Origin of the sequence: Pseudomonas sp. PS01298 (genome assembly GCF_029959745.1) — a bacterium.
GTDB lineage: Bacteria > Pseudomonadota > Gammaproteobacteria > Pseudomonadales > Pseudomonadaceae > Aquipseudomonas > Aquipseudomonas aylmerensis.
This window is the reverse complement of sequence record NZ_JASCPP010000092.1, coordinates 13913-27477: the sequence shown is the minus strand read 5'-3', so window position 1 is coordinate 27477 and position 13565 is coordinate 13913. Positions and strand designations below refer to the sequence as shown.

The following is a 13565-nucleotide window of genomic DNA, read 5'->3' as shown; positions in this document are numbered from 1 at the left end:
CGCGAAAGCGGTGTTCCAGTCACCTGATACTTCGACTGTTACACCGCTTTCGCGAGCAAGCCCGCTCCCACATTTTTGATTGCATTTCAATTCATCGTCAGGCGATGTCGCGCAGCTCCCGCCGCAGGATCTTGCCCACCGGCGTCATCGGCAACGACTCCCGCAGCACAATGTGCTTGGGCACCTTGTAGCCGGTGAAGTTGGTCTTGCAGTACGCCTTCAACTCCTCAAGGCTCACCCCTTCGGCACGCGCCACCACGAACAGCTTCACCGCCTCGCCCGTGCGTTCGTCCGGCACGCCGATCACGGCACAGTTGGCCACCGCCGGGTGGGCCATGACCACGTCTTCGATCTCGTTGGGGTACACGTTGAAGCCCGAGACGATGATCAGGTCTTTCTTGCGATCGACAATGCGCACAAAGCCGTCGTCATCGATCACCGCAATGTCGCCGGTCTTGAGCCAACCCTCGGCGTCCAGCGCCTCGGCGGTGGCAGCCGGTTGCTGCCAATAGCCCTTCATCACCTGCGGGCCCTTGATGCACAGTTCGCCGCGCTCGCCCAGCGGCAACTCGACGCCCTGGTCATCGATCACTTTCATTGCCGTGGCCGGCACCGGGATGCCCACGGTGCCCAGGCGGGATTTATTGCCATACGGGTTGGTGCTGGCCACCGGTGAGGTTTCCGTGAGTCCGTAGCCCTCGCCGATGGCGCAACCGGTGAGCTGCTGCCAGCGCTCGGCCGTCGCCTTGATCAACGCGGTGCCGCCGGAGTTGGTGAGCTTGAGATGGGAAAAGTCCAGGCTCTTGAAGTCCGGGTGGTCCATCAACGCCACGAACAGCGTGTTCAGCCCCAGCAGCCCGGTAAAGCGCCAGTTCTTCAGTTCCTTGATAAAGCCGCCGATGTCGCGCGGGTTGGTGATCAGCACGTTATGGTTGCCCGACACCATCATGCACATGCAATTCGCGGTGAAGGCATAGATGTGGTACAGCGGCAGCGGCGCGATCATCACCTCCTGCCCTTCCTTGATCAGCGGATGGCCGTCCTCGCCGGTCTGCGACATGCAGGCGCGCACCTGCTGCATGTTCGCCACCAGGTTGCCATGGGTGAGCATCGCGCCCTTGGCCAACCCGGTGGTGCCACCGGTGTACTGCAGCACGGCGATGTCATCGAGGGTCACCGGATGCCGGGTCACCCCCAGGCCGGCACCCAGGCGCAACGCGCGCTTGAACGACACCGCGCGCGGCAGGCTGTAGGCCGGGACCATCTTCTTCACCTTGTCGACCACGGTGTTGACCAGCCAGCCCTTGGCGGCGGGCATGAAGTCGCCCATCCGGGCTTCGATCAGGTAGTCGATCTCGGTGTCGCTGCACACTTCCTGCACGCGCGAACCGAACAGGTTGAGGTAGACCAGCGCACGCACGCCGGCGTCCTTGAACTGGTGGCGCATCTCGCGCGGGGTGTACAGCGGGTTGGTGTTGACCACGATCAGCCCGGCGCGCAACGCCCCGAACACGGCAATCGGATAATGCAGCACGTTGGGCATCTGTACCGCGATGCGCTCGCCCGGCTTGAGATCGGTGTGCTGTTGCAGGTAGCCGGCGAACGCCGCACTCTGGCGCTCAAGCTCGGCGTAGGTCAGGGTGATGCCCATGTTGCTGAATGCCGGACGGTCGGCAAAGGCCTTGCAGGAACGCTCGAAGACTTCGATCACCGACTTGTAGGCCGTCAGGTCGATGTCATTGGGGACGCCCGCCGCGCGTTTGTCATTCCAGAAATCAGGTTGCATTATTCTTGTCCTCTTACCTGAGTGTGTCCGGCCACTTTCGTGTTGCGATAGAAAGCGGAGCTTTGGGGACGTTAGCAGCTATGGCTAAACAGGCAAATAAGGGAAAGAGCGTCATTAATTGCGTGAATCTTCCTACAAGGGCCTGCACTGATCAGACGCAACCTTGAGGATGAGCTATACACTGCAACGACCCTGAGCAAAGGAATCGCCATGAACCACCGCACCTTCTGGCTGACCGCGAATGACCGCAGCCGCCTGTACGTCAATCAATGGATGCCCGAAGGCCCGCCCAAGGCCCTGGTGATGCTGTCCCATGGCATGGCCGAGCACAGCGGTCGTTATGCGCGCCTGGCCGCAGCCTTGTGCGCCGCCGGCTACGGCCTATATGCGCTGGACCAGCGTGGCCATGGCCGCACCGCCGACGAAGGCACCCTGGGGCTGTTCGCCGAGCGCGATGGCTGGAACAAAGTGGTCGGCGACCTGGCCAGCCTCAACCAGCACATCGGCCAGCAGCAGCCGGGGTTGCCGATCCTCCTGCTGGGCCACAGCATGGGCAGCTACATCGCCCAGGCCTACTTGCTGCATCACAGCGCCAGCCTGAATGGGGTGATTCTCAGCGGTTCAAATTTCCAACCGGTGGCGCTGTACCGCGCCGCCCGGGTGATCGCCCGCATCGAACGCCTGCGCCAGGGGTTGCGCGGGCGCAGTGCGCTGATCGATTTCCTCTCGTTTGGATCGTTCAACAAGGCATTCAAACCCAATCGCACTGCATTTGACTGGCTCAGCCGCGACCCGGCTGAAGTCGACCTCTACATCAACGACCCGCTCTGCGGCTTCCGCTGCACCAACCAGCTGTGGATCGACCTGCTCGGCGGCTTGCAGCAAATCAGCAAAGCGTCCAATCTCGCGCAGATCGATCCGGGCCTGCCGATCCTGGTGATCGGCGGCGAATGTGATCCGGTGAGTGAGGGCAAGCGTCTCAACAGCCTGGCCCAAGCCCTGCGAGAGGCCGGCAGCCAGAACCTGCACCTGATCATTTACCCGCAGGCGCGACACGAAGTGTTCAACGAAACCAACCGCGACCAAGTCACCGCGGATGTGCTGACGTGGCTCGACCAGGCCCTGACCTTGCGTCGACCGACCCGCTGCGAATAATTTTTCGTTTAAAATCATAAAGTTAAATTACCGATTAGCCACAGGATGCACCTTTAGATGACCCAGGTAACCAACACCCCGTACGAAGCCCTCGAAGTCGGCCAGACCGCCAGCTACAGCAAGACCGTCGAAGAGCGCGATATCCAGCTGTTCGCCGCGATGTCCGGCGACCACAACCCGGTGCACCTGGATGCCGAGTACGCCAAGGCGACCATGTTCAAGGAGCGCATTGCCCACGGTATGTTCAGTGGCGCGCTGATCAGTGCGGCGGTGGCCTGCGAGCTGCCTGGGCCCGGCACGATCTACATCGGCCAGCAGATGAGCTTTCAGAAGCCGGTGAAAATCGGCGACACCCTGACCGTGCGTCTGGAAATTCTCGAAAAGCTGCCAAAGTTTCGTGTGCGCATCGCCACCCGTGTGTTCAACCAGCGCGATGAGTTGGTGGTGGACGGTGAGGCGGAGATCCTCGCGCCACGCAAGCAGCAGGTCGTGACCTTGACCGAGTTGCCGCCGATCAGCATTGGCTGATAGCCGTTACAGCGTCGACACAATGCAAATGTGGGAGGGGGCAAAAGCCCCCTCCCACATTTTTTTACAGCCTGTACAGCGCAGGGCTTACGACTGAGCGCGAGCCTGGTTACGCAGGGCTTTCACCTGGTCGTGGTTGCGCTGTGCGCCGTGGAACTGACGCTCTACCAGGTCACGAATACCCAGCAGGTTGTGCTTGTTGATCTTCTCGATCGCTTCCTTGTAAGCCTTCAGTGCGTGGTCTTCACCGCGCTCGGCTTCGTTCAGCACGGCTTCTTCGTCTTTGCCGGTGACCAGCGACTTCACGTCGACCCAGCCACGGTGCAGGGCACCGGCAACGCTGCCGGATTTTTCCGGATCGCCGCCCAGGGCTTTCACTGCAGTCTGCAGTTCTGCTGCAGCAGCAGCGCAATCAGCGGAGCGCTTGACGAACAGGGCTTTGAGTTCTGGGTGCTTGATGTCTTCGGCACAAGTTGCGAAACCTTTCTGGCCGTCTTTGCTGGTCTCGATCAGGTCGTTGAGTACGGAGATCGATTCTTTATTGATGTCAGTCATTTTCCATTTCCTTGTGCGGGTTTAAGAAGGTTGTATGAATGATTGCAGCGCCCGTGCCAGGTTATGAAAAATAACTTTTCCCTTTATTTTCAATAACTTGAAAATTATTGAACCATCTGTATGTACGTTATTTGCATGATCTGTCATTTGGCCTTCATGCAGAATGCCTGTATTTTCCAAGGTCTCTACTTACGCCGCGCCGATCCCATGAATCCCGAAAAACTCGAACTGCTGATCACCCGCGAAATGCCCTTCGGCAAATACAAGGGCCGGATCATCGCCGACCTGCCAGGTCCCTACCTGAATTGGTTCGCCCGTGAAGGCTTCCCCCACGGCGAACTGGGCGGGTTGCTGGCCTTGATGCAGGAAATCGACCACAACGGCCTGTCCGAATTGCTCGAACCGCTGCGCGCCAAACACGGCAAACCCGCCCCTCGCCACTAAGAGCCTCGCCATGCCAAGGAATGCCGACAACGAACACCATTGGCACACCATCGCCCAGCGCTACGAGCTGGAGCCCGGTCCGATCAACCTGGAAAACGGCTACTTCGGGCGCATGAGCCGCGAGGTGCGGGGGCAGTACCTGGAGCACGTGGCGCTTATCAATCGCAGCAATTCGCTGCATGTGCGCCAACGCTTCGAGCGCGGTGAGAACGATGAGATCCGGTGCCAACTGGCCGGGTTGATCGACGCCGCACCGGAGGCAATCGCCTTCACCCGCAACGCCACCGAAGCCTTGCAGTCGTTGATCCGCAACTACAACCGCCTGCAACCGGGCGACCAGGTCCTGATCAGTGACCTGGAGTACGACACGGTCAAAGGCGCGATGCGCTGGTTGGCCGGCTACCGGGGCGTGGAGGTGATCGAGCTTTCCCACACCCATCCGGCCAGTTTCGACAGCCTGCTGCAGACGTATCGCCAGGCGTTCGAGCAGTATCCGCGCCTCAAACTGATGGCGCTCACCCACGTCACCCACCGCACCGGCCTGGTGATGCCGGTCGAAGCCATCGCCAAGGCGGCGCGCGAGCATGCAATCGATGTAATCCTCGACGGCGCCCATGCCCTGGGCCAGATCGAATTCAACCTCGCCCAACTGGGCATCCAGTTCGCCGGCTTCAACCTGCATAAATGGATCGGTGCGCCACTGACGCTGGGCTTCCTCTACATCGCCCCCGAGCGCCTGGCCGATATCGACCCGGACATGGGCGAATTCCACTACCCCGCCACCGACATTCGCGCGCGTACGCCCTACAGCACGCCGAACTTTCCGGCGCTGATGACCCTGCCGCTGGTGCTGCAGGAACATCAGGCCCTCGGCGGCTCGGCGGCCAAGGGCGCGCGGGTCAATTACCTGCGGGATTTATGGGTGAGCCAGGTGCGGCCATTGCCGGGAATCGAGGTGCTGACACCGGATGATCCACGGCTGTATTGCGGGATCACGGCCTTCAAGTTTGTCGGGCGGGACCAGCAGGTGATGGCGGATCGATTGCTCCAGGACTACGGCCTGTTTACCACCACTCGCACGGGCGCGGCGTTTGGTACCTGCATCCGGGTCACGCCGGGGCTGGTGACGTCGGCGGCGGACATCAATGTGCTGGTCAACGCTATTACCGAGCTGGACACACTGTAGGAGCCAATCTGCAGGCAAAAAAAAGCGGTACACCGACCAAGTGCACCGCAAAAATGCCGTTAAGCACAGCAACAACGATTCGATGAATCAGATCAATCCAGCAGCGCCAGCGCCTGCGCGGTGACTTCCTGGATACGCGCCCAGTCGCCGTTCTTGACCCACTCCGGGTCGAGCATCCAGCTACCGCCCACGCACATCACGTTTTTCAACGCCATGTAGTTTTTGATGTTGGCCGGGCCGACGCCGCCGGTCGGGCAGAATTTCACTTCGCCGAACGGGCCGCCCAAGGCCTTGATGGCAGCCACGCCGCCGCTCACTTCGGCCGGGAACAGCTTGAAGCGGCGATAGCCCAGGCCATAGCCTTCCATGATCCCGGAGGCATTGCTGATGCCCGGCAGCAGCGGGATCGGGCTGTGTACCGAGGCTTCCAGCAGGTCACGGGTGATGCCGGGCGTGACGATGAATTGCGAGCCAGCCACTTCGGCCGCTTCGAGCATATGGCGGTCGAGCACGGTGCCAGCACCGGTGCACAACTCAGGACGTTGCTCGCGCAGTACCTGGATGGCCTTGAGGCCGAACTCGGAACGCAGGGTCACTTCCAATGCGGTCAAACCACCGGCTGCCAGGGCATCGGCCAGCGGCAGGATGTCCTGTTCGCGGGCGATGGTGATCACCGGCAGGATCCGCGCCTTGGCGCAGAGACTGTCGATCAGGGCAACTTTATCCGCCATGGACACGGTCGGTTGAGGGCTTTTCATAGCGGCTGATCCTTGGCTCATGGGCACCAGTAAATCTCTAATGTAGGTTGCAAAAACGCGCGAATCGGCATGGCAGCAACGTCGTCACTGGCCAGCGCGGCGCTCAAGGTGGTCAATTTCGAACTGCCGGAAATCGACAGTACGGTGTAGTGGGCCGTGGCCAGCAACGCGCGACTCATGGTCAGGCGCTGGTGTGGCACGGTCGGCGCGAGCATCGGCCAGCAACGGCGGGTACCGTTGGCCTGCAGGGCCTCGCTGAGGTTCGGGCTGTTGGGAAACAGCGATGCGGTGTGGCCGTCATCGCCCATGCCCAGTACCAGCACATCAATCGCTGGCAATTCGGCCAGCAGGCGATCGGCCTGCTCGGCAGCGTCTTCGAGGTTGGCGGCGGCGCTGTACAGGCTGAGGAACCTGGCCTTGGCCGCCGGGCCTTGCAGCAGGTGCTGCTTCAACAGGCCGGCATTGCTGTCGGCGTGCTCAACCGGCACCCAGCGCTCATCGGCGAGGGTGATGGTGACCTTGGACCAGTCCAGTCCCTGCTTGGCCAGGTGCTGGAAAAACGCCACCGGGCTGCGGCCACCGGAGACCACCAGGGTCGCCGCGCCACGTGCACTGATGGCCGCGCGCAGTTGCTCGGCCACGTCCAGCGCCAGGCCTTCGGCCAGCAACACCGGGGTGCGGAACTCATGGGGTGTCACGCCCTGAGGCAGTTTCAATTCAGATATCGCCATACCACGACCTCCCGTCCCGCGTGATCAGTGCAATCGAGCTCATCGGCCCCCAGGACCCGGCCGCGTACGGCTTGGGCGCATCGCCGGATTTTTTCCACCCGGCGATCAACTGGTCACACCACTTCCACGCGGCTTCGATTTCATCTTTGCGAACAAACAGGTTCTGATTGCCGCGCATCACTTCCAGCAACAACCGCTCGTAGGCATCCGGAATCCGGGCGCTGCGATAGGTGTCGGAAAAATTCAGTTGCAGCGGGCCGCTGCGCAGTTGCATGCCCTTGTCCAGGCCCTGCTCCTTGGTCATCACACGCAAGGAAATGCCTTCGTCCGGCTGCAGGCGGATGATCAGTTTGTTGCTGATCTGCAGGCGCTGCTCAGGGGCGAAGATGTAGTGGGACGGTTCCTTGAAGTGGATGACGATCTGCGACAGCTTCTGCGGCATGCGTTTGCCGGTGCGCAGGTAGAACGGCACGCCGGCCCAGCGCCAGTTGCGGATATCGGCACGCAGGGCGACGAAGGTCTCGGTGTCGCTCTGGGTGTTGGAATTCTCTTCTTCCAGGTAACCCGGCACTGCCTTGCCCGCGCTGTAGCCGGCGATGTACTGGCCACGTACCACCTGGGTCGTCAGGCCATCCGGGCTGATCGGCGCCAGGGCCTTGAGCACCTTGACCTTCTCGTCACGGATGCTGTCGGCAGACAGGTCGGCCGGCGGGTCCATGGCGATCAGGCACAGCAGCTGCAGCAAGTGGTTCTGGATCATGTCACGCAGCTGGCCGGCCTTGTCGAAGTAACCCCAACGGCCTTCGATACCGACCTGCTCGGCCACGGTGATTTCCACGTGGGAAATGTAGTTCTGGTTCCACTGGGTTTCGAACAGGCTGTTGGCGAAACGCAGGGCGATCAGGTTCTGGACGGTTTCCTTGCCCAGGTAATGGTCGATGCGATAGGTGCGGTTTTCCGGGAAAAACTGCGCCACGGCATCGTTGACCTTGCGCGAAGACTCCAGGTCCGACCCGATCGGCTTTTCCAGCACCACGCGGGTGTTTTCCGCCAGGCCGACCTTGGACAGGTTCTCGCAGATCGCGCCATACACCGCTGCCGGGGTGGCGAAGTAGGCAATCAGGCGCTGCTCGGTGCCGGCGATTTCAGCCAGGGCCACGTAGTCGTCGGCCTTCATGAAGTCGACGTGGACATAGGTCAGGCGCGCCAGGAAACGCTGGGCGATGCTCTCGTCCAGTTCCTTGCCGACATATTTACGCAATTCTTTTTCGATGTGGGCCAGGTGCTGTTGCTCGGAACCGGCTTCACGGGCCAGGGCCAGGATGCGCGTATCGTCGTGCAGGAGCGCGGCGCCATCGAGTTGATAGAGGGCAGGAAATAACTTGCGCAGCGCCAGATCACCCAAGGCGCCAAACAGGGCAAAGGTGCAGGGTTCTACGGTTATCGAAGGCATGATGTTTGTTCTTTTATCAAGTTAAGCTACAAATACCTTTTTTCAAGGCATCACTCAAGGAAAAATGTAGTAATAACCACAACATTTTCCCGAAATACGCATTCCGAGTGGTGGTGTTCAGCTACCCTCAGTAGGATAGGCCACCGCAAAGGGCCACTCGTCGATTGGTTGCCACCCTTTATTTGCATCGTCGCCCGAAGGAAAGACTAAATGGACCGCGTGCGAAATCTTCTGGAACAGATCCGGAACCGCCTCGAAGAATTGAACAAGGCCGAGCGTAAAGTCGCTGAAGTCATCCTGCTCAACCCGCAGCAGGCCACCCGCTTCTCGATCGCCGCCCTCGCCCAGGCCGCCTCGGTCAGTGAACCGACGGTCAACCGCTTCTGCCGTTCATTCGGCGTCAGCGGTTACCCTGAACTTAAATTGCAACTGGCGCAAAGCCTGGCCAGCGGCGCGGCCTACGTCAGCCGCGCCGTGGAAGCCGATGATAACCCTGAGGCCTACACCCAGAAGATCTTTGGCAGTGCCATTGCGTCCCTGGACAGCGCCTGCCAGGCGCTGGACCCGGCCCTGATCAGCAAGGCCGTGGACCTGTTGATCCAGGCGCGGCAGATCCACTTCTTCGGCCTGGGCGCTTCGGCGCCGGTGGCCATGGATGCGCTGCACAAGTTTTTCCGCTTCAACCTGGCCGTTACCGCCCATGCCGACGTGCTGATGCAACGCATGATCGCCTCGGTGGCGCACACAGGCGAGCTGTTCGTGATCATTTCCTACACCGGGCGCACCCGCGAGCTGGTGGAAGTGGCGCGTATCGCCCGCGAAAACGGCGCTTCGGTGCTGGGCGTGACAGCCGAGAACTCGCCCCTGGCCAAGGCCAGTACGGTGAGCCTGAACATTCCCCTGCCGGAAGACACCGACATCTACATGCCGATGACGTCGCGCATCATTCAGTTGACCGTGCTGGATGTGCTGGCTACTGGCATGACCTTGCGTCGCGGGGTGGATTTCCAACCGCACCTGCGCAAGATCAAAGAAAGCTTGAATGACAGCCGGTATCCGGTGGGGGATGAGTTCAACTAAGGCCTGCACCCGCGGGATTGTTGTGGCATGTGGGACTGCTGTGGCATGTGGGCTTCTTGTGGCGAGCGGGCTTGCCCCGCGTTGGGCTGCGCAGCAGCCCCAGCAAGACCACCGCGATCCTTCAGGTAGATCAGGTTCTCAGGTTTTAGGGCCGCTTCGCGCCCCAACGCGGGGCAAGCCCGCTCACCACAACAAGCGCGCTCACCACAAGAAGCCTGTTCACCACTACAAGCACGCTCACCTTAAAAAACCTGTTCACCACAATTAGTCAGCTCACCACAAACACACCCGCACTCACTTCAGGCCCCAGCCCTGGCCTGCAGGCTCAAATGCGCCCGCTCCCCCGGCGCCAGGCTGGCCCCGGCCATTGCCGACTCCACACACACGAACCCCGCCGCCTCGTTGAAGCTCACCCCCAACAGCGGCCGGCTGCCTGGGTGCCACACCACGGTGTCGGCGCTGTCGCCGGTGTCGATGCACAGTTCGCGCTGCCAGGCATGGTCCTTGAGGTGCAATTCGCCCTCGTGCTGGAACACCCGTTGGCATCCGCCCTCCACCCTCAACTCGCCTTCCTGCTGGCACACCTGGCGATTGAGTTGGTCGTAACCGTGCGCACCGTCGAGCCCAGACAGCGCTATCTCGTCAACGTGACCAATACGCCAGTAAGCATGCAAAGCATGGCTCAGCTGGCACGGCAGTTCGTCCTGATGCTCAGTGCTCAGGCGCAGTTCCAGGGTGTCGCCCAGGTGCGCGTGCAGGTCGACCTGCCAGTCGCACAACTGCAATTGCCAATGCAGGCGCACGCCGTCGTCGTCGGTGCTGCTGTCGAGCAGTTTCCAGTCGATCAACCGCGCCCAGCCATGGGACGGCCACGCGTTCTCACTGGGATGCCGGCCATACCAGGGCCAGCACACCGGCACGCCGCCACGGATGGCACCGACTTGCGGCCACTTGGCCGCGCACCACAGCCAGGGCTTCTGGCCGCGCGGCTGAAAATGCAACAGCTGCGCGCCCTGGCGACTGAACACCGCCTGGCACAGCGGATGGTCGATCACCAACACGTCGCGCATCTGAAAGCGCTCCCAGGCGAACACCGGACGTTCGCGTAGGGATTTGAAAAAACGTTGCAGCGGATGCTCATGCATGTGCCACGGTCCTGAAAATCATGTCTGAAATACGCCCTTGCCTGTAGGCGCTGGCTTGCCGGCGCCTACAGGTGCCATCTCCCAAAAAAAAGCGGATAGCCATGGCTACCCGCAAAATGCGCACAGAGAGAAGGAGCTTATCGCAACAGCGTTAGAACGTAGACTGGATTTTCAGGCCGGCTACCAACGCGTTGTCGACTTTGTCCACGCCACCCGGGTGGGCAACGTATTGCAGGTTGGGACGCACGGTCAGCCAGTTGGTCACGTGGAAGCCGTAGTTGATTTCGTAGTTGTACTCGGTGGTCCGCAGTGGCGAGTAACCGGCCTGGCTGTAGTCGGTGAAACCACCGTCTTCGTTCAGCAGCTCGGCGTTTTTCTTCACGTCACTGTTGACGTGCAGACGCGCAGCGCCAATGCCGACGTCATCTTTTGGACGCGCGTCGAATGGGCCCTTGTACACCAGCATGATCGACTGGTAGTTATCGACCAGGTTGGTTTCCTTGTCGTGGAAGGTCGCGTTGGCCGCGATGTTCAGGCCACGGGAGGCGTCGCCGTTATGGGTGGTGAGTTGCTGTTGCGCAACGAACCAGTAGCCTTTCTTGCTGCTGCGGGTACGGTACGGCTGGCCAGTGGTTGCAGCGTCGTTGCCGTTGATGTCTTCACGGACATCCGGCGCATCGGCGGCGCTTTTGTAGTAACCCACACGGTATTCGCCCGGCAGGTTATTGACCTTAGGCGACCAGACCAATTCCACCGGAATCACGGTGCCCTTGGTACCGCTGCCGCTGAGTTTGAAGCCGTTGCCGTGGTCCAGCTGCGATGGGTTCTGGTTGTAGGCACCGATTTGCGCATACAGCTCAGGCGTGATGTTGTACTTCACGCGGATCGCAGCCTGGCTGACGGGCCAGTTGTACCAGGTGTTCACATAGTTACCGACCTGGGAGCCACAGAACGACAGGTTCTGGAAGTCGCATGGGAAGGTGTTGAAGTCTTCGCCTTCACCGAAGTAACCGAGCTTCACATCCAGCTTGTTGTCGAACATCTGGTGCTGGATCCAGAACTGGGTCAGACGCACCATGTGGCCACGGCCATACACTTCTTGAGACGAACTCAAGGTGCCGGCACGCGGATCGCCAATGCGGTCATTGGAGATGTTGTAGCCATTACGATTGGTCAGTTGGATCTTGGCCTGGGTGTTATCCCAGCCCCACAGCTTTTGCAGATCCAGTGCTACGCCCAGACCGAACTGGTCAGCGTAACGGGCAGTTTTGTCGTTGTTGTAGCCACCGTGCAGGTTGCCACCGACTTCCCCTACGTAATCCGCCTTGATGTCGATACCTTGCTCGATCAGCTTGGTACGCTCACCGCCCCAATCACCGGTCATCCACTTGGAATCGGCGCTGAATGCATCGGCCGCCATCGCATTGGCGGACAATACAAGGGCTGCTGCTGCTGACAGTTGGCAGATCAGCCGAGTGTTGTTGTGCTGCTTTTTCATCCCTACATCCTCGTCTTTATTGTTATTAAACTGTTTTTATCTAACGCGGTTTACTTTTTTTAACAAAAACAACAACTTATATTTTTCACCGACCCTTGAACTGAGCCACGTTGTCGGCATGCCCCTGTGCTGGCAACGCAGCAGCAGTGCCCAGGCGCTCGCCCGTCTTGGCATCGAACAGCAATACCTTGGCCGGATCGAATTGCAGGGTCAGGGTCTCGCCCACCTGCGGCGCCACGTCGGGCGCCAGGCGGCAGCAGACCTTGGTGTCATTGAGCTGCACGAACACCAGGGTGTCCGGGCCGGTCGGCTCGGTCACCTGGACTTCGGCACGAATGCTCGAGGCAGCGTCGCCCTCGCCCGCCGCCAACATGATCTGCTCCGGACGCAAGCCCAGGATCACGTCGCGGTCTTCCAGGCCGGCATCCGTCACGTTGAGCGCCAGCTCACAACGGGCCTGGCCGCTGTCGAGCAGGGCTACCAGGCGACCGTCCTTGCGTTGCAGGCGCAGGGGCACGAAGTTCATCGGCGGTGAACCGATGAAGCTCGCCACGAACTGGTTGGCCGGGTTGTTGTAGATCTCTTTCGGCGTGCCGAACTGCTGGATGATGCCGTCCTTCATCACCGCGACCTTGTCGCCCAAGGTCATTGCTTCGATCTGGTCGTGGGTCACGTAGACCGTGGTGGTCTTGAGGCGCTGGTGCATCAATTTCATTTCGGTGCGCATCTCGACGCGCAGCTTGGCGTCGAGGTTGGACAGCGGTTCGTCGAACAGGTAGATCTTCGGCCGACGCGCCAGGGCACGGCCCATCGCCACGCGCTGTTGCTGGCCGCCGGACAGTTGGCCCGGCTTGCGGTTGAGCAAGTGTTCGATCTGCAGCAGCTTGGCCACGCGCGCCACTTCAGCGTCGATATCCGCCTGGGGCATCTTGCGGATTTTCAGGCCGAACTCGATGTTCTCGCGCACGCTCATGGTCGGGTACAGCGCGTAGGACTGGAACACCATGGCGATGTCGCGATCCTTGGGGCTCATGCCACTCACGTCCTGGTCGCCGATCATGATCGCGCCGCCGGTGATGGTCTCAAGGCCGGCGATGCAGTTCATCAGCGTGGATTTGCCGCAACCCGAAGGGCCGACCAGGATCAGGAATTCGCCTTCCTTGATCGACAGTTCGATGTTCTTCAAGGTGTCGGGCAGGCCGGCGCCATAGGTCTTGTTTACATTGCGAAGTTCAAGCGTAGCCAT

General features: G+C 60.7%; 13 protein-coding genes. 5 read left to right on the top strand and 8 right to left on the bottom strand.

Going from position 1 to position 13565, the window contains the following annotated elements:
- Window positions 1-97: 97 nt before the first annotated feature.
- Window positions 98-1786 (bottom strand): long-chain-fatty-acid--CoA ligase FadD2, encoded by a 1689-nt coding sequence (gene fadD2 / locus QMX97_RS24755; RefSeq protein WP_065909020.1) that lies wholly within the window; start codon window positions 1784-1786, stop codon window positions 98-100.
- Between the two features lie 210 nt (window positions 1787-1996).
- Here fadD2 and QMX97_RS24750 point away from each other — a divergent pair, with 210 nt between their 5' ends.
- Together QMX97_RS24750 and QMX97_RS24745 are read left to right on the top strand one after the other, a co-directional pair.
- Window positions 1997-2941, top strand: a complete 945-nt coding sequence (locus QMX97_RS24750) for an alpha/beta hydrolase (RefSeq protein ID WP_282397777.1) — start codon at window positions 1997-1999, stop codon at window positions 2939-2941.
- A 57-nt stretch (window positions 2942-2998) separates the two neighbouring features.
- Window positions 2999-3469, top strand: coding sequence for a MaoC family dehydratase (locus QMX97_RS24745; protein WP_003175719.1), 471 nt, complete (start codon window positions 2999-3001; stop codon window positions 3467-3469).
- 87 nt (window positions 3470-3556) lie between these two features.
- On the opposite strand, the gene QMX97_RS24740 is transcribed toward QMX97_RS24745, so the two are convergent.
- On the bottom strand, window positions 3557-4024 hold the full coding sequence (locus QMX97_RS24740) for a PA2169 family four-helix-bundle protein (RefSeq protein ID WP_065909014.1): 468 nt from the start codon (window positions 4022-4024) through the stop codon (window positions 3557-3559).
- 207 nt (window positions 4025-4231) lie between these two features.
- Between QMX97_RS24740 and QMX97_RS24735 the strand changes: the two genes are divergently transcribed.
- Together QMX97_RS24735 and QMX97_RS24730 are read left to right on the top strand one after the other, a co-directional pair.
- The gene (locus QMX97_RS24735) at window positions 4232-4468 is read left to right on the top strand and encodes a DUF3820 family protein (protein ID WP_003213031.1); all 237 of its coding nucleotides are present in this window, start codon (window positions 4232-4234) and stop codon (window positions 4466-4468) included.
- 10 nt (window positions 4469-4478) lie between these two features.
- Entirely contained in the window at window positions 4479-5654 is a 1176-nt protein-coding gene (locus QMX97_RS24730; protein ID WP_282397776.1) for an aminotransferase class V-fold PLP-dependent enzyme, read from the top strand.
- Window positions 5655-5746: 92 nt separating this feature from the next.
- Here QMX97_RS24730 and QMX97_RS24725 read toward each other — a convergent pair whose 3' ends face one another.
- From QMX97_RS24725 to zwf, 3 genes are read right to left on the bottom strand one after another with little or no spacing between them, the layout of a single operon-like run.
- Window positions 5747-6412, bottom strand: a complete 666-nt coding sequence (locus QMX97_RS24725) for a bifunctional 4-hydroxy-2-oxoglutarate aldolase/2-dehydro-3-deoxy-phosphogluconate aldolase (protein WP_026013852.1) — start codon at window positions 6410-6412, stop codon at window positions 5747-5749.
- Between the two features lie 17 nt (window positions 6413-6429).
- Window positions 6430-7143: a 6-phosphogluconolactonase gene (pgl, locus tag QMX97_RS24720; protein ID WP_120449663.1), complete on the bottom strand. Its 714-nt coding sequence runs from the start codon at window positions 7141-7143 to the stop codon at window positions 6430-6432.
- Window positions 7130-8596 carry a glucose-6-phosphate dehydrogenase gene (zwf, locus tag QMX97_RS24715; protein WP_065909010.1) on the bottom strand — a complete coding sequence of 489 codons (1467 nt, stop codon included), beginning with the start codon at window positions 8594-8596 and terminating at the stop codon, window positions 7130-7132. The genes pgl and zwf overlap by 14 nt, the downstream gene beginning before the upstream one ends.
- 219 nt (window positions 8597-8815) lie before the next feature.
- On the opposite strand from zwf, the gene QMX97_RS24710 reads away from it, so the two are divergent.
- Complete coding sequence (locus QMX97_RS24710) at window positions 8816-9676, top strand: MurR/RpiR family transcriptional regulator (RefSeq protein ID WP_169856377.1); 861 nt, start codon at window positions 8816-8818, stop codon at window positions 9674-9676.
- 299 nt (window positions 9677-9975) lie between these two features.
- Here QMX97_RS24710 and QMX97_RS24705 read toward each other — a convergent pair whose 3' ends face one another.
- The 3 genes from QMX97_RS24705 to QMX97_RS24695 all read right to left on the bottom strand — a co-directional run bounded on the left by QMX97_RS24705 (window position 9976) and on the right by QMX97_RS24695 (window position 13565).
- The gene (locus QMX97_RS24705) at window positions 9976-10821 is read right to left on the bottom strand and encodes a D-hexose-6-phosphate mutarotase (RefSeq protein ID WP_065909008.1); all 846 of its coding nucleotides are present in this window, start codon (window positions 10819-10821) and stop codon (window positions 9976-9978) included.
- 151 nt (window positions 10822-10972) lie between these two features.
- Window positions 10973-12319: a carbohydrate porin gene (locus tag QMX97_RS24700; protein ID WP_065909006.1), complete on the bottom strand. Its 1347-nt coding sequence runs from the start codon at window positions 12317-12319 to the stop codon at window positions 10973-10975.
- Window positions 12320-12404: 85 nt separating this feature from the next.
- Window positions 12405-13565, bottom strand: a complete 1161-nt coding sequence (locus QMX97_RS24695; RefSeq protein ID WP_065908991.1) for an ABC transporter ATP-binding protein — start codon at window positions 13563-13565, stop codon at window positions 12405-12407.

Coding starts and splice junctions, on each gene's coding strand:
- QMX97_RS24705 (WP_065909008.1), bottom strand. CDS start 10,821: ATGCATGAGCATCCGCTGCAACGTTTTTTCAAATCCCTACGCGAACGT.
- QMX97_RS24725 (WP_026013852.1), bottom strand. CDS start 6,412: ATGAAAAGCCCTCAACCGACCGTGTCCATGGCGGATAAAGTTGCCCTG.
- QMX97_RS24740 (WP_065909014.1), bottom strand. CDS start 4,024: ATGACTGACATCAATAAAGAATCGATCTCCGTACTCAACGACCTGATC.
- QMX97_RS24745 (WP_003175719.1), top strand. CDS start 2,999: ATGACCCAGGTAACCAACACCCCGTACGAAGCCCTCGAAGTCGGCCAG.
- QMX97_RS24695 (WP_065908991.1), bottom strand. CDS start 13,565: ATGGCTACGCTTGAACTTCGCAATGTAAACAAGACCTATGGCGCCGGC.
- QMX97_RS24730 (WP_282397776.1), top strand. CDS start 4,479: ATGCCAAGGAATGCCGACAACGAACACCATTGGCACACCATCGCCCAG.
- QMX97_RS24735 (WP_003213031.1), top strand. CDS start 4,232: ATGAATCCCGAAAAACTCGAACTGCTGATCACCCGCGAAATGCCCTTC.
- QMX97_RS24750 (WP_282397777.1), top strand. CDS start 1,997: ATGAACCACCGCACCTTCTGGCTGACCGCGAATGACCGCAGCCGCCTG.
- zwf (WP_065909010.1), bottom strand. CDS start 8,596: ATGCCTTCGATAACCGTAGAACCCTGCACCTTTGCCCTGTTTGGCGCC.
- fadD2 (WP_065909020.1), bottom strand. CDS start 1,786: ATGCAACCTGATTTCTGGAATGACAAACGCGCGGCGGGCGTCCCCAAT.
- pgl (WP_120449663.1), bottom strand. CDS start 7,143: ATGGCGATATCTGAATTGAAACTGCCTCAGGGCGTGACACCCCATGAG.
- QMX97_RS24700 (WP_065909006.1), bottom strand. CDS start 12,319: ATGAAAAAGCAGCACAACAACACTCGGCTGATCTGCCAACTGTCAGCA.